The 13,768-nt window shown below is 39.6% G+C and carries 12 protein-coding genes and 1 pseudogene; 6 read left to right on the top strand and 7 right to left on the bottom strand.

All coding sequences use genetic code 11. The features are described from left to right. The first annotated feature begins 98 nt into the window (after positions 1-98). Genes PVK79_RS15895 through PVK79_RS15885 form a run of 3 tightly spaced genes read left to right on the top strand, consistent with a single transcriptional unit; the run spans position 99 to position 4,770 of the window. Positions 99-656: an RNA polymerase sigma factor gene (locus tag PVK79_RS15895; protein ID WP_145233553.1), complete on the top strand. Its 558-nt coding sequence runs from the start codon at positions 99-101 to the stop codon at positions 654-656. Beyond that, a complete protein-coding gene (locus tag PVK79_RS15890) occupies positions 653-1,729 on the top strand; it encodes a FecR family protein (RefSeq protein ID WP_145233555.1) in 1,077 nt (358 codons plus the stop codon). The genes PVK79_RS15895 and PVK79_RS15890 overlap by 4 nt, the downstream gene beginning before the upstream one ends. Before the next feature lie 41 nt (positions 1,730-1,770). Next, on the top strand, positions 1,771-4,770 hold the full coding sequence (locus tag PVK79_RS15885; protein ID WP_425607866.1) for a TonB-dependent receptor plug domain-containing protein: 3,000 nt from the start codon (positions 1,771-1,773) through the stop codon (positions 4,768-4,770). 56 nt (positions 4,771-4,826) lie between these two features. Here PVK79_RS15885 and PVK79_RS15880 read toward each other — a convergent pair whose 3' ends face one another. From PVK79_RS15880 to PVK79_RS15850, 7 genes are all read right to left on the bottom strand, one after another. Then, positions 4,827-5,222: an ExbD/TolR family protein gene (locus PVK79_RS15880; protein WP_145233557.1), complete on the bottom strand. Its 396-nt coding sequence runs from the start codon at positions 5,220-5,222 to the stop codon at positions 4,827-4,829. A 215-nt stretch (positions 5,223-5,437) separates the two neighbouring features. After that, positions 5,438-5,881 (bottom strand): ferritin-like domain-containing protein, encoded by a 444-nt coding sequence (locus PVK79_RS15875; RefSeq protein WP_145233559.1) that lies wholly within the window; start codon positions 5,879-5,881, stop codon positions 5,438-5,440. 167 nt (positions 5,882-6,048) lie between these two features. Next, positions 6,049-6,987: a LysR family transcriptional regulator gene (locus tag PVK79_RS15870; RefSeq protein ID WP_145233562.1), complete on the bottom strand. Its 939-nt coding sequence runs from the start codon at positions 6,985-6,987 to the stop codon at positions 6,049-6,051. A gap of 15 nt (positions 6,988-7,002) precedes the next feature. Beyond that, positions 7,003-8,721 (bottom strand): bifunctional isocitrate dehydrogenase kinase/phosphatase, encoded by a 1,719-nt coding sequence (gene aceK, locus PVK79_RS15865; protein ID WP_257326154.1) that lies wholly within the window; start codon positions 8,719-8,721, stop codon positions 7,003-7,005. An 82-nt stretch (positions 8,722-8,803) separates the two neighbouring features. Continuing rightward, on the bottom strand, positions 8,804-9,280 hold the full coding sequence (locus PVK79_RS15860; RefSeq protein WP_257326153.1) for a DUF4124 domain-containing protein: 477 nt from the start codon (positions 9,278-9,280) through the stop codon (positions 8,804-8,806). Between the two features lie 76 nt (positions 9,281-9,356). Further along, a complete protein-coding gene (locus tag PVK79_RS15855) occupies positions 9,357-10,853 on the bottom strand; it encodes a DUF3413 domain-containing protein (RefSeq protein ID WP_257326152.1) in 1,497 nt (498 codons plus the stop codon). 5 nt (positions 10,854-10,858) lie between these two features. Beyond that, complete coding sequence (locus PVK79_RS15850) at positions 10,859-11,071, bottom strand: YejL family protein (RefSeq protein ID WP_016707302.1); 213 nt, start codon at positions 11,069-11,071, stop codon at positions 10,859-10,861. 62 nt (positions 11,072-11,133) lie between these two features. Between PVK79_RS15850 and yejK the strand changes: the two genes are divergently transcribed. From yejK to PVK79_RS15835, 3 genes and pseudogenes are all read left to right on the top strand, one after another. Then, positions 11,134-12,147, top strand: coding sequence for a nucleoid-associated protein YejK (gene yejK / locus PVK79_RS15845; RefSeq protein ID WP_149982371.1), 1,014 nt, complete (start codon positions 11,134-11,136; stop codon positions 12,145-12,147). A gap of 288 nt (positions 12,148-12,435) precedes the next feature. Beyond that, positions 12,436-13,202, top strand: a pseudogene (locus tag PVK79_RS15840) (alpha/beta fold hydrolase). A 229-nt stretch (positions 13,203-13,431) separates the two neighbouring features. After that, positions 13,432-13,617: a hypothetical protein gene (locus tag PVK79_RS15835; RefSeq protein ID WP_257326151.1), complete on the top strand. Its 186-nt coding sequence runs from the start codon at positions 13,432-13,434 to the stop codon at positions 13,615-13,617. Positions 13,618-13,768: the final 151 nt, after the last annotated feature.

Below are 13,768 nucleotides of genomic sequence, written 5' to 3'. Positions count from 1 at the left end.
AAACAGCTTTAATAACCACAAAATTAACAAATTGCCTTGTAATTGGCGCTAAAACTCGTACCCTAGGCGTAATAATAATAGCAAGGGTAAAGTTAATAATGACGCGTAAGCCGACATTATCTACAACATTTATTGATCTGTCTTCACAGTTGCGACGTTTTGTTTCGCGCATTGTACAACCAGATGACGTGGAAGATATAGTACAAGAAACCTTTGTTAAGAGCTATCAAGCTGATTTAAAACAAGATATTAAATATACACGCAGTTATATGCTAAAGACTGCTAAGCATTTGGCGCTTAACCACATTGCTAAATGGGATAATCAGCATTGCGATTCATTAGATACCTCTGATGATTATCAGCAGTCGTTGAGATCTATGCAGCTTGAGGATGAAGTGACCTCAAAAGAGCGCTTTTTATTGTTTTGCCGTGCTACTGAGCAACTAAGCCAGCCAGTGCGAAAATGTTTTATTTTAAAGAAAGTATATGGCATGAGCCAAAAAGAAATCGCAGCGCAAATGAAGTTAAGTGAAAGTACGGTTGAAAAACATATTGCCAAAGGTTTGTTACAATCTATGCGCTACATGCAGCAACATGAGCAGTTAGGTGAGCACAGCAGTGCCACTATTGAACCTGCCAGGAGGGTGGGAAAATGAGTAATATCCATCAATTTTCGTCTAAAGATGCTATTCAAGCAGATGCCAGTCGTTGGATAAGTGCTATGGATAGGGGCTTATCAAAGCAAGAACGTATGCAATTTCAGCACTGGGTGCAACAAAATAAAGCCCATCAAGATGCGGTATTTGAGTTAGCCCAGTTATGGGATGAACTGAGCGTATTAAATGAGTTGAGTAGCTTATTTCCCAATAAAAACAGCATCAATAAGCCTGCCCGCAGAGAAATTAATTTTTCGATTGCGGCAAGTGTATTTGCCGCATTGCTAGTTGCCAGCTTTATATTTGTTGGTATTGAGCAGTGGCCAACTACACCACAAGAACAAGCCAAGTACAGTAAAATTTACCGTACTAAAGTCGGTGAACAAGCAACGTTTGTGCTACCAGATAGTACGATTGTGCAATTAAATACCAATAGCTTATTAGAAGTTGCGTATACAAAAAACCGCCGACAACTGATTTTAAGTCGAGGCGAAGGACGTTTTAATGTTGCTAAGGATGCCGCACGTCCATTTACGGTGATGGCAGGCGATAAGTCATTTACCGCACTGGGGACTGTTTTTAATGTGCAACGTAATGCAGCATCGGATCTTGAGCTGGTTGTTACTGAGGGTAAAGTGATGATCACGGATCCTTCGGTTGCTGTAAATGCTGATGATTTTGTACAATTACAAAGCGCTAGTAATGATACAGACAGTGTGAAAAAAATTAATGCTAGTATTGTTATATCTGGCGAAAAAGCATTAATTAAAGAAAGTATTACCAAGCCAATCAAACGGTTAACACAAGATGATGTACAACGGGATCTGGCATGGCAACAAGGTATGCTAATTTTTAATGGCGAGTCGTTAAGCGAAGCACTGCAAGAAGTGAGTCGCTATACCGCAACGCGTTTTGAACTTGCTGATCCTGCATTAGCTTCTTTAAAAGTGGCTGGGGTGTTTAAAGCCGGTGATATTATCGGTTTACTTGATAGCCTGCGCATCAATTTAGCCATTGAGCATGAACGTTTAGGTGAACATATCGTAAGCCTAAAACACGGTGATCACAGCTAAGCTTTATGCTTGCTCTTTGATTTAAAGTGTCAGAAGTTACAATGGTAAATATAAAAAGTAAAAAAATAATTAATAAAAAAATAGGATTGCATAGCGGATTATTCTTTCTCAACTGTTTGTATAAGTTGCGCAGTAACCAAACGTATCCAATTTGTGGGTTAATTGTATTAGCACCTTTAGTATTTAGCCTAAAAGTTCAGGCTGAGGCTGCAAATCCACAGATGGTACAATTTGATATAAAAGCGCAGCGAGCAGATCAAGCATTGATAGAGTTTGCAAAACAAACAGAACAAACCGTGGTTTTTTCGTTTGATTTAGCAAAACAATACCAAGCTCAATCAGTGTATGGTTATTACACTCAGTTAGAAGCGCTTAGTACAATGCTGAAAAATACTGAACTCGATGCGGTTGTTGATCAAAATGGTTTACTGAGTATAAAACTCAAACAAATCAATAGGAATGATAACAACATGAGAAAGCTTTCAGGGGTCAGTGCTGCTGTAATACCACTTTTAATGGCAACCAATAGCCAAGTTGCTAATGCACAAGAACAAGCCGCTCAAGAAAATATTGAAAAAATCGCCATCGTTGGTAGCCGTGTAGCAGGGCGTTCGGTCGAAGACTTACCCGTACCTGTTGATATTTTAAGTGCTGAAGCGCTAGAAAATACCGGACAAACAGAAGTCGGCCGTATGTTACAAGCTATCGCACCGTCTTTTAACTTTTCAAGTTCATCGATCAGTGACGGTACTGATGCACTACGACCTGCTACTTTACGTGGCTTAGGGCCAGATCAAACATTAGTACTTATCAATGGTAAACGTCGTCACCAGGCCAGCATTATCCATATTAATACATCTGTAGGTCGTGGTACCGCAGGTACAGATATGAATGCGATCCCAGCTGCTGCAATTAAACGTATCGAAGTATTACGTGATGGTGCGGCTGCGCAATATGGTTCAGATGCGATTGCGGGTGTTATCAACATCGTATTAAAAGATGCTGATGAAGGCGGTAAAGCCGCGGTTAATTATGGCCAGTATTCTGAAGGTGATGGCGAAACCGTTACGGTTGATTTTAATAAAGGCTTTGCCTTAGGCGATGATGGTTATTTAAATACCACTATCAACTACCGCGACCGTGCACCTACAAATCGTGCCGGTTTACATGGCTCTTGCCAGTTTTATGGTTGCACAGAGCTTGATGATGGCACGCTGTTAGCGGGCGATCCTCGTGAGCTGACTGCACCACGTGATACGTTTAGAATTGGCGATGCAGACTCGCAACAATTTGCTTTAACTGTGAATTCTGGATATGAACTAGCAGGTGGCGAGTTATATGGTTTTATTACTTACTCAACTCGTGATAATGAATCAGCGGCGTTCTTCCGTCATAATGCCAATGCTGATGGCAACCCAGTTTTACAAGATGGTGATGCGGTGATCCCGATGGGCTTTTTGCCAATGATCAACACCACCATTGATGATATCTCGTATAACTTTGGCTTTAAAAAAGAGTTTGATAATAGCTCTAGTCTTGACCTGTCATACACCTATGGTGAAAACAGCATCGATTATACCACTAGTGACACTATCAATGGTTCATACGCTAATTTGTTACGTTATGATCAAGGTTTAAGTGCTGATGATATTCGTGCCACTATTCCTCGCCAAGCGTATGCGTATGGCATGGAGTTATCACTGCAAACAATCAATCTTGATTTTACACAAGACTATGATAATTTTTCACTGGCAATGGGTGCCGAGCTTCGCACCGATGAATATCGTATTTTAGAAGGCAGTGAATACGCTTACCGTGATTATGATACTAATAATGGTGTTAATATTTACGATGGTATGAGCGGTGGTATTGGCAGCGAAAATGCAGCAGGTGGTACACAAGGTTTTGGTGGTTCATCGCCGGAATCTTCTGTGGATGAATCACGTGATGTGATTTCGTTTTACCTTGATGCTGAAACTTACATTATTGATGATGTAATTATCTCTGGCGCACTGCGTTACGATAACTACAAAGGCTTTGGTGATACGGTTAACTTTAAGTTAGCGGGTAACTGGTCGGTGACTGATGACGTTTCACTGCGCGGTGCGGTGAGTACTGGTTTTAGAGCACCATCAATGCAGCAATTGTATTTCAATAATATCAGTACCCAGTTTGTAGTTGGTCCTAATGGCGATCTAATTGCAGAAGAAGTTGGTACTTTTAGAAACGACAGCACGCTTGCACAGAGTATTGGTATTCCAAAACTTAAAGAAGAAAAGTCACAAAACATGAGCTTAGGTATTGTGTATAACGTGACGGATAATATTAATGTTACCGTTGATTATTATTCAATTGATATTGACGACCGTATTGTGATCAGTAACCGTTTAGGTAAAGGGTTGTCATCAACGCTAGATGCTGCATTGGTTAGTTCTGGCGCAGGTGCAGGGCAGTTTTTCTTAAATGGTGCAGATACCGAAACGCAAGGTGTGGATTTTGTTGCGACATGGAACACGGAAGGCTTAGGCGGTACTCTAGATTTTACATTAGCGGCTAACTTTACTGAAACCGATGTGGTTGATTTATTTACTCCTGCGGGCAGTGGTTTGGAAACTATCCCTGTCGAAGATGTATTTTCTTCGCAAGAAACCTCAATCATCGAAGAATGGCAACCACAAGACAGAGTAAACTTAAGTGCATTATATCGCCTTGAAGATTGGACGGTAAACTTATCGCTAAATCGTTATGGCGAATACACGGTTGAAGATGGCGGTCGCCAGACTTACGGCGCTGAAATTCTTACCGATGTAAAAGTAAACTATTTTGTCACAGATAACTTGTCACTAAATATTGGTGCAAACAATTTATTTGACGTTTACCCTGATAAAAATACCATAGGTAATTCTCGCTCAGGCACAATTGTTGATGCTTCTGGTAATACTATTATCAGTTCAACCGGTGTATTTGAGTACTCACGCCGTTCAGCACCATTTGGTTTTAACGGTGCTTACTACTATGTAGGTGCTGAATACCGATTCTAAAATAACTTCTCCTACGTTATTTAGTTTTGAAGGGCCGTCTGGCCCTTTTTTTGCTTTTAGTGTGATGTGAGTGCGATGGGGTAGTTATCATACTCTTTGATATTATTCATTACTGTCATTAAAGTTTGATGCGTACTGTTCTCGTCAGCGGCTATTTGTACTGTGGCGATATTATACTTCGCAGCAAACATCGCAAGGTTAGTGGCAACTTGGTTTAAGTCAATTAATCGCCCCGCAAAATACACCGCATTGCTTTGGTCAATACTAAAATGAGCACTTTTAGTTTGTTTATCAATACTGGGTTTATCTACAGGCCGTTGCAGCTCTATTGCCACAGGTTTTACAAATGAAGTTGTAACAATAAAAAATATTAAAAGTATAAATACAATATCAAGCATCGGCGTCATATCAACGTCAGCGTTTTGTGGGTTTACATGTTGTTTATTTCTCATAATGGAACCTTGTTATTTTTGATAAAATGCTGCGGCGCCACAGCGGGATAGTAGGTACCTATTAATAAGCCTAGACGATTAAAATCATGCTGTGGTTAAATAAATATGCTGTTTTTATTAATTATTTGCATTATTTTGTTATAAAAATCATTTAACTATAATTATGAGCATAAAAAAGCCCAGCGCGTGGCTGGGCTTTCATTTAAGCATTGTGGTTAATGCTTCTGCATACGGCTCATCTCCGTATGACAGCTTTGCATGGTCAGTAATACTTTAGCGAGGGCGGCTTCACAATCGTGCGGTTGTGGTTTTTTCATGGCAGCTTTAATTTCTTCAAGTGTTTTATCTTCCACTTCTTCAAGCTCTTTGACATAAATTTGGTCGTTGTTGGCACTAAATTTTGTGATCAGTGCGGTATATGCTCGGCGAGCTTCAACAGCAAAAGACGAACCATCTTCTCGTTCACCTTGCTGATTAATAGCGTAAGGCTGTAGGTTTTCAACGCTGACTTTACGTGCGTCTATCATACGCTGAAATAGCGCACCAATGGCTGGATCTTGTACTTTTTCCTGCGCCTTTTCATAAAAGTCGATGCCGCTGTTCATTACTTGGATAATGTCAGTGATATGATTTACTTCGTTTCCTTGCTGGGCATTCATAATATTGACCTCTTTAAGTTAAATGAATATTAAAGTTCAAGTAACTTAAAGCAATTGCCATTCCATTTTTAAATTATTTTAACATCATGATAATTAATACTTTTAAATTTATGTTTGCTTACTTGAAAATACCAGTAAGCAAATTTTACAGGGCTTTTGTAAGAGCGTTACTTTAATTCATCTGCAACTTCGGCTACTTTTTGGCGTAACCAAATATGACTGGCATCCCTGTGAAGTAATGGGCTCCAAATCATATCTAACTCAAATGGTGGTATAGGGAAGGGAGGCTCCAGAATTTGCAAACCGGGATCATCTAAATAAATATTAGCGGCTTTTGAAGGGAGTGTCGCAATCAGGTTCTTCTCTTTCGCTAGATGTATTGCAACGTGGTAATTACGGGTGAATGTGGCAATATTTCGGTGTTTACCAAAGTGGGCGAGCGCTTCATCAACCCAGCCAAGTTTTTGTACGTCTTTAGGATCCATACCAACCCCGACACCAAAACCTGTTTTACTTACCCAAATATGACGAGCTTTTAAATAACTATCGAGGCTAAAATTTTCAATGATCGGGTTGTCAGCTTTTACTAAACAACAAAAGCTATCTTTCCAAATACGTTTGTGATGAAACGACTGCGGTAGGTTTTCGAAACGATTTATTGCCATATCAACTTTACCGTTTTCTACATCATGAAAAGTAACATCACTTGGAGTGAGAATATCGAGTGTGGTATCCGGCGCTTCATCGTGTAATTTACTCAGTAGCTTAGGTGCTAAGGTGCTGGCAGCATAGTCACTGGCCATAATCCTAAATACCCGTTTGCTTTGGCTGGCTTCAAATTCACGGTTTGGTGCAAGCGTTTCTTCTAATGTCATTAAGATGCCACGGATCACCGGCTGCAATTCAATAGCTCGTTCAGTGGGCACCATACCATCACTGGTGCGTACTAAGATCGGATCGTTAAACAGGTTACGTAAACGTTTTAAACCATTACTCATGGCCGGCTGTGTAATGCTAAGCTGGTTTGCGGCGCGAGTAACATTACATTCGCGTAATAAGGTGTCGAGATAAACGAGTAAGTTTAAATCTATTTTACTGATATTCATTGTGTGTCCTTTCGTCTACCATTGATGGATAAAACGCTGCGCTGCTGGATAAGGGTAGATATGGCTAACGACCCCTGCTTTTATATTTCGTTGCGCTTGCTGCCAAAATGCGACGTCTAATAGTTCTGGATGTGTTTGGCTGAAAACTGCTTTGTATTGCGGGTTTGGCATTACAAAAGTGCATAACTGCTCTGGAAATACATCTTGTGGTGCCACAGAGTAACTTTGCTCATTGGTTAAGTAGTCATCATAACTTTTTGCTTTAGGCAATGCCCTAAAGTTCATGTCTGTTAAATATTGCACTTCATCATAATCATAAAAAATAATGCGTTTGTGTTTACTGACACCAAAGTTTTTAAGTAACATATCGCCTGGGAAAATATTAACGGCGATCATTTCCTTGAGTGCTTGGCCATATTCTGCAATGGCAATAGCGGCATCTTCAGTATTAGCTTTTTCTAAATATAAATTCAGTGGCGTCATGCGTCGCTCAATATACATATGTTTGATGATCAGTAAGTCGCCTTCGATGATCATTGATGAACCAATAGTTTGTTTAAGCTGTGCAAGCAATGTAGCGTTAAAACGCGCAACAGGGAATACGACGTTAGAATACTCTATGGTATCTGCCATACGACCAACCCGATCATGGCTCTTAACTAATTGGTAGCGTTTGAGAACGGTATCGCGGCCAAATGGTTTACTTTCACCAAATTTGTCTTTAATTATTTTAAATACATAATCAAATGAAGGTAGGGTAAATACCATCATCACCATGCCCGGTGTGCCAGGGGCAATCACAAAATCATCACTGGAGCGTTGTAAATGGGTTAAAAACTCGCGATAGAACTCGGTTTTACCTTGTTTATGAAAGCCAATGGCATTGTAAAGCTCTGCTAAGGTTTTGTTGGGCATTAGTTGGTTTAAAAACCGAACTAATGCGGAAGGAGCGTGGGTTTCAACCATAAAATAAGCGCGAGCAAAGCCAAAAATAACCCGCATTTGCGATGAGTTAGTCAGTAAAGCATCAAGATACAGACCTTGCTCTTGATGATGTAACACCGCAATAATAAATGGCTGCACACCACTTTGTGATACCACACGGCCGACAATATAGGCTGCTTTGTTGCGATAAAACGGCGTTTGTAATATGTCAAAGCGCATTTGCCATGCACGGTGATGGGTGTCGGGTGCTTGTTTATAAAATGCTTTTACTAAAAGTCGTATATCGCGCTCTAAATTAACAAAATCTGCTTTAAAATCAAATTGATTAATTATTTTACGGATAGTGGGCTTTAAGCCGTCTACAACAGGAAAGTAGCTGCGGTATTCTGCTTCTACAGGAAGCGCAGGAGCATCTGCCAAGGTGGCTTTTACAAAAATAAAATCATTATTAAAATAACGTCGATGAAATAAGCGGCAAAATACAGAGTTATAAAATGTTTCGGCTAATTCTGCTTGTGGATGAAACGTTAAAAAGTGCTGGTAGATTTGTTTTGTTTGCAGCCAGAGTGATTCATCCAGTTGATTAGCTAATTGCTGATTTTGTAGTTGTTGGGTGGTTTCGTTAACCCGATCATCGTAATAAGTGATCCGCAAGCGACTAATGTCGTGCATTTTTGTCCAGTTTTTATTTGCAAATGCCAGAGGTGCTTGTGCGGTGATCTGCTGAAATAATTTATAATGCTTTTTAAAGCCATTTAAAATTAGCTCGGCAATGTTTTGTGGTTGCATGAACGGGTACTCCAAAATGACCTGTAGAGTATATGCTCTACACATGTTAAGAGTATGCTATATATTGGTAAAACCCAATAGTTTATTCATAACGTTTCAGTTTTTTTTCGAGTGCGGAGAGCTGTTTGTTGGTCGTTTTGGTGTTTTTGGCAAACGTTTTATTGATCACTTTTAGCTGCTTTTTTATCTCTTTACTAAGCTTTTTTTTATCATCATCACTCATTAAACGATTTAGCCGTTGCAGTTGCTCGTATTCAGCGCGGTCACGGTCACGACTCAAAATGGCGAGTTTATATTTAACGCTGCGTATCTCAGCGTTGAGATTACGAATAATTTGTTCACGCTCAAGGGAATTAAGCGCTTTGACATGATTTACAGTAGCCGGAGTGACGTTCGGCGACACTGCTATTTTATGTTGCGTTGCCTGCCCGCCACAGGGAAATTGGCTAAATGTAGTGCCTCTGTCGGTTACGCACTTGTAATATTGATCTGCGGAGACAGCTGGATCAGCAACAAATAGTAAACTAATAAAAATAACGAAAAGAGTACACAGTTTCATTACGCTAGCCTTCCCTAGTTAGGGCATAATCATATATGAAAACTATAACCTAACTTGGGTAAATTGCCAGTAGCAGTTATTCGGTAAAGGTTTTTAGCTTTTTAATGCTTTGTGCTAAAAACGGAATATCTAAACCTTGCTCTATTGAAAAGCCTTGTGCAGCAGAGATATTTTTATAATTACCATCAGAATCAATTAATGTAATACGGTCTTTCTTATAGGCAATAAATACGCCTTGCGAATAATTAACGCCCATATCGCCTTTTTTGTTATACAAATTAACGCCTAGCATGCTTTGCTTTGCGATATCAGCACAATTTAAATATTGGCCAACGCTTGTGGCAATTAAATCGCTTGGTTGGATCAAGCCTTCAGTACGGGTTACTTTTCTATCAGTGCTGTATAAAGATGAAGCACTCACAATACCGTGATCAACATCGGCTAAACTAAATGCAAATACTTGATTGACTCCCTCACGAAGCGCAGTGTTTTCATCGGCGTTAATGATACGAATTGCTGCATCACCCGCTGTTGTACTATTGATATAGTTAAAATCATCAAAGCCACTGACACTAATACTACGGCGATTACTTTGCCACACCGGCAATGTTTGCTCTGTCATTAAGGCTGGCTTGTAGTATGCAGGTAAACCGTAAATCAAGCTAAATAGCACATCTTGATGATGAACGGGTTGTAAAAGCTGCTCGGTTTTATTTAAAGTTTTGTGCTGTTTAGCAAAATTAGTTAACGCAGGCGCAGAGCTAAACACTAAAATATCGACTGTCGCAGCAGTAAATTCTTCACAGCGAGCAATTGGTGTTGGAGCCGTGTAATCTACATTTTGTGTATTAACCTTTACGTTATGCGCTTGCTCGTAACTTTCAATATCAAGTAAATCATTTTTTGCCAATAAACTTTTTGCTGTCGTTGGGTAGGACAAGGGTAAGACATTATCTTGCTTAGTAATATCAAACTTCAAATTTGCATCAGCCCAAATATGAATACTGTGACTCATCGCAAAACACACTAATAATAATGAGCTGGCGTAACGAGCAAATTTATATTGTTTTAAGCGGGCTAAATGGTGCCATGTATAGTTACTTGCTAATAATTGAAATGCAAAAATAAGCATCACAATTCCGCCAGCGAGCAGGGTTGTCAGCGCTGGAGAGCTGGTTAAACGATGCCATAATAAGGTAATAATCTCAGGTAACGCAGAGCTACTTAAATGGTAGCCTAAATTAAAATACACATAGGCATCAAGCGTCAGTAGTGATGCACCACAGGTGGCAAGTATTGCTGCCATACCGCGGATATGACGTGGGTAAGGAAATATTAAACTTAGCGGAAATATCGTCAGCACAAAGGCAATAAAGGTAATAAAACTAGTGTGGCTAAGCCATGTCACTAGCATATAAAGCATACCCATAAAGCTGGTGGGAGGAGAGTCAGCAAATAAGTAACTTAAACTTATAAGCAACACTAAGCCGATATTGGCAAAAGTAAATAAATGCCCCCAACTTAATAATTGACTCGCTTTAGACGAAAACTGATTGTGCTGCGATAAATTCATAAAGTCTATTTAACCGATTGCGCAAGTGCTTTGGCAAAATTGTCTGCAACCGCTTGTCTTTTCCCTGTTGGTACATGCTCTTTTAAGATATGCGTGATAGAATTTCCTAAACACATAAGACTTAAATCAACCGGCGCATTGTGCTTAGTTAACACATCAATGAGCTGATCGACGATTTGTTCTACTTCATCATTAGAATATTTTGATAAGATTGGCATCAGTTGGTTCAATAAAAGAGTTATATTCTCACATTTTAACACCAGAGGCGTGAAAAACAAAGATGGCAATAGATGTTAAAAAGTTAGTCGTTCATTATGTAGACAAAAAAGACGACGATACGCAAATTCATTTGCGCAATGACGAAATGGCAGTGAATGATAAAGTCGCTGTATTCATCGAGCAACTTCATCACGCATACAACGGCAAACCAGGTAAAGGGTACTGTGCTTTTAGTGGTGATAAAAACTCTGTAGTTGCATCAGCCATGCAAAGTTACCGTAATAGCGAGCTTGGCTTTTGGCACATGACAGAGCAAGCTTCAGCTGTACTTAAAGAGGAACTTGATAAGTACGCGTTTAACGAAACTGGCTATTTAGTATTTTGTCATTATCAATACGTAGCAACCGATTATATGCTGATTGCAATGATCAACATCAAAGAGCATTACTCTATTACCTCTGAGCTTGATTTAGCCTCGTCACGCCATTTAGATATTTCCCGCATGCAACTAGCTGCACGCATCGATTTAACTGCGTGGGACACCCAAGCAGAAGACAATCGTTATATCTCATTTATTAAAGGCCGAGCAGGGCGCAAAGTCGCCGACTTCTTCTTAGACTTTTTAGGTTGCGAAGAAGGCATCGATCCAAAACAGCAAAGCCAAGTAATGCTCAATGCAGTTGAAGATTATTTATCAGAGCAACAATTTGATAAATCTGAAAAAGACGATCTGCGTAAACAAGTATTTGATTACTGTAATGACTGCGTTACTACTGGTGAAGATGCTAACGTCAGCGAGTTATCAGCAACGCTCACCAAAGGTGACGACAACCCATTTGAAAGCTTTTGCAAAGAGCAAAGCTATGATCTAGAAGAGTCATTCCCGGTCGATAAAAAAACCGTTACCAGTATGGTTAAATTCTCTGGCCTTGGCGGCGGCGTGAGCATCAGCTTTGAACGCAAACATCTAGGCGAACGGGTAATGTACAACGAAGCTACGGATACGTTAGTCATTAAAGGCATACCGCCGAACCTTAAAGATCAATTGCAACGGTTTATGGAAAGTGAAGACTAGAGCTTTAAGCCATAAGCGGTAAGTTTTAAGCAGATTTGAATTAGTTGAAAGCGTGGTGTTTACACCGCGCTTTCTTGTTTTTGCTGTGTGCCGAAGCATAGTTACAGTCGATACTAAATTAATTAAGTTGTCTGAAAAAACCACGGCGAATAAGATTATTACTCTAGCTTTTAATACAAAAAATAATTGAACCAAAATAGTAACTTGGCTATGGTTTATTAATAAAAGTGAATTATAAAATGAGTTTATCTACAGGTTTAGTCGTTAAGGAGGAAAAGTGAAATTTGGATTAATGTTTTGCTGTTTTTTGTCACGGCAAGTGTGTTTGCCAAGCCTAATTTTATTAAGGTTAATGGCTATGATATTGAGTACGAAATCGCGGGGAGTGGCAAGCATACTGTATTTTTAGAGGCTGGTGGCTCTGCGGGGTTATTTGATTGGGAGCCGGTTTTTGAAAAGCTTGCAAAGGAAGCCCGCATCATTCGTTATTTAAAAATTGGTAACGGCGGTTCTACGCAATTGAGAAAAAACTACAGCTCGGAAGAGTATGCAAACGAAGCTCTCATGTTACTTGAAGCGTTACACGTTGAAAAACCAATCGTCTATATTGCTCATTCATATGGTGCTTATATCGCAAGACGATTCGCTGCAACTTACCCTGAGTGGGTTTCAGCCCTCATGCTGATTGAGCCTGCTTCGGAGCATGATGTTGATATCATGCGCCAAATTGATCTTGCAAAAGCTGAGAAAGAAATAGCACAAGTGAAATTAGGCGATATGGCTAATGGTATGTCCAACCAGTATCTGGACTTTTGGGGGAAAAGACCATTGCCAGATTATCCACAGCTCCCAGATATATATTCCAGTAACCGTTATTGCATCCGTGAAAAAGTATAAAAATCCGCCATTACTCTTTTTTACCGATGAAGGCCGAAAAATGTGGGGCGGAATTGCATTCCGCTTAGGCTTAGTCTTTTCCACAAGGCAAAGCTGTATTAACAGATAAGAGCTATCATTACCCTCAAAATGATGAACCAGATAGGGGGGGGCAATAAGTAATCGAACTGTTAGGCAGAATTAAAGACTAATAAGTGCAGGGAATTGATTTACATGATTTGCCGCTGCAGTAAGCGATGAGACGTTATAGTTAGCTATGTGCTTACAAATAATTTAACCAAAATAGTAACTAGGCTGTGTTTGGTTTACAAATGAAAATAAATCAAATCGAGTCATTTTTTAGACTTGTAGATAAGCCGACATAGCTGTGATGATTTAAGGACTGATATGAGTAATAAAAAGGAAGGTAAATCAGCAAATAAAACCTTAGGTGTATATATGGCAATAGGGTGTGGAGTTGGCTCTGCTATCGGTGTGGTTATTGGTGTAATATTTAACATATTACATTTTAGTTTAGCTATTGGCATTGCTGTTGGCGCTGGCATTGGTCTTTCAGTTGGCACCGCAATATAAGAAAAGAAAAAATAACAAACATCCCTAATAATATGAGCCTTCGACTTGCCATCGTTTTAGATAATCAATTAGTTACTGTATAATTTAACGAGTCTAGGTGTTTATGAGCAAAGCTAAATTGTTTTTACACTTTTCATATTTCTTGCTCATG

Origin of the sequence: Pseudoalteromonas rhizosphaerae, from assembly GCF_028885455.1 — a bacterium.
GTDB lineage: Bacteria > Pseudomonadota > Gammaproteobacteria > Enterobacterales > Alteromonadaceae > Pseudoalteromonas > Pseudoalteromonas rhizosphaerae.
Note: the sequence above shows the minus strand (reverse complement) of the source record. Positions and strands in the feature narration are given on the sequence as shown.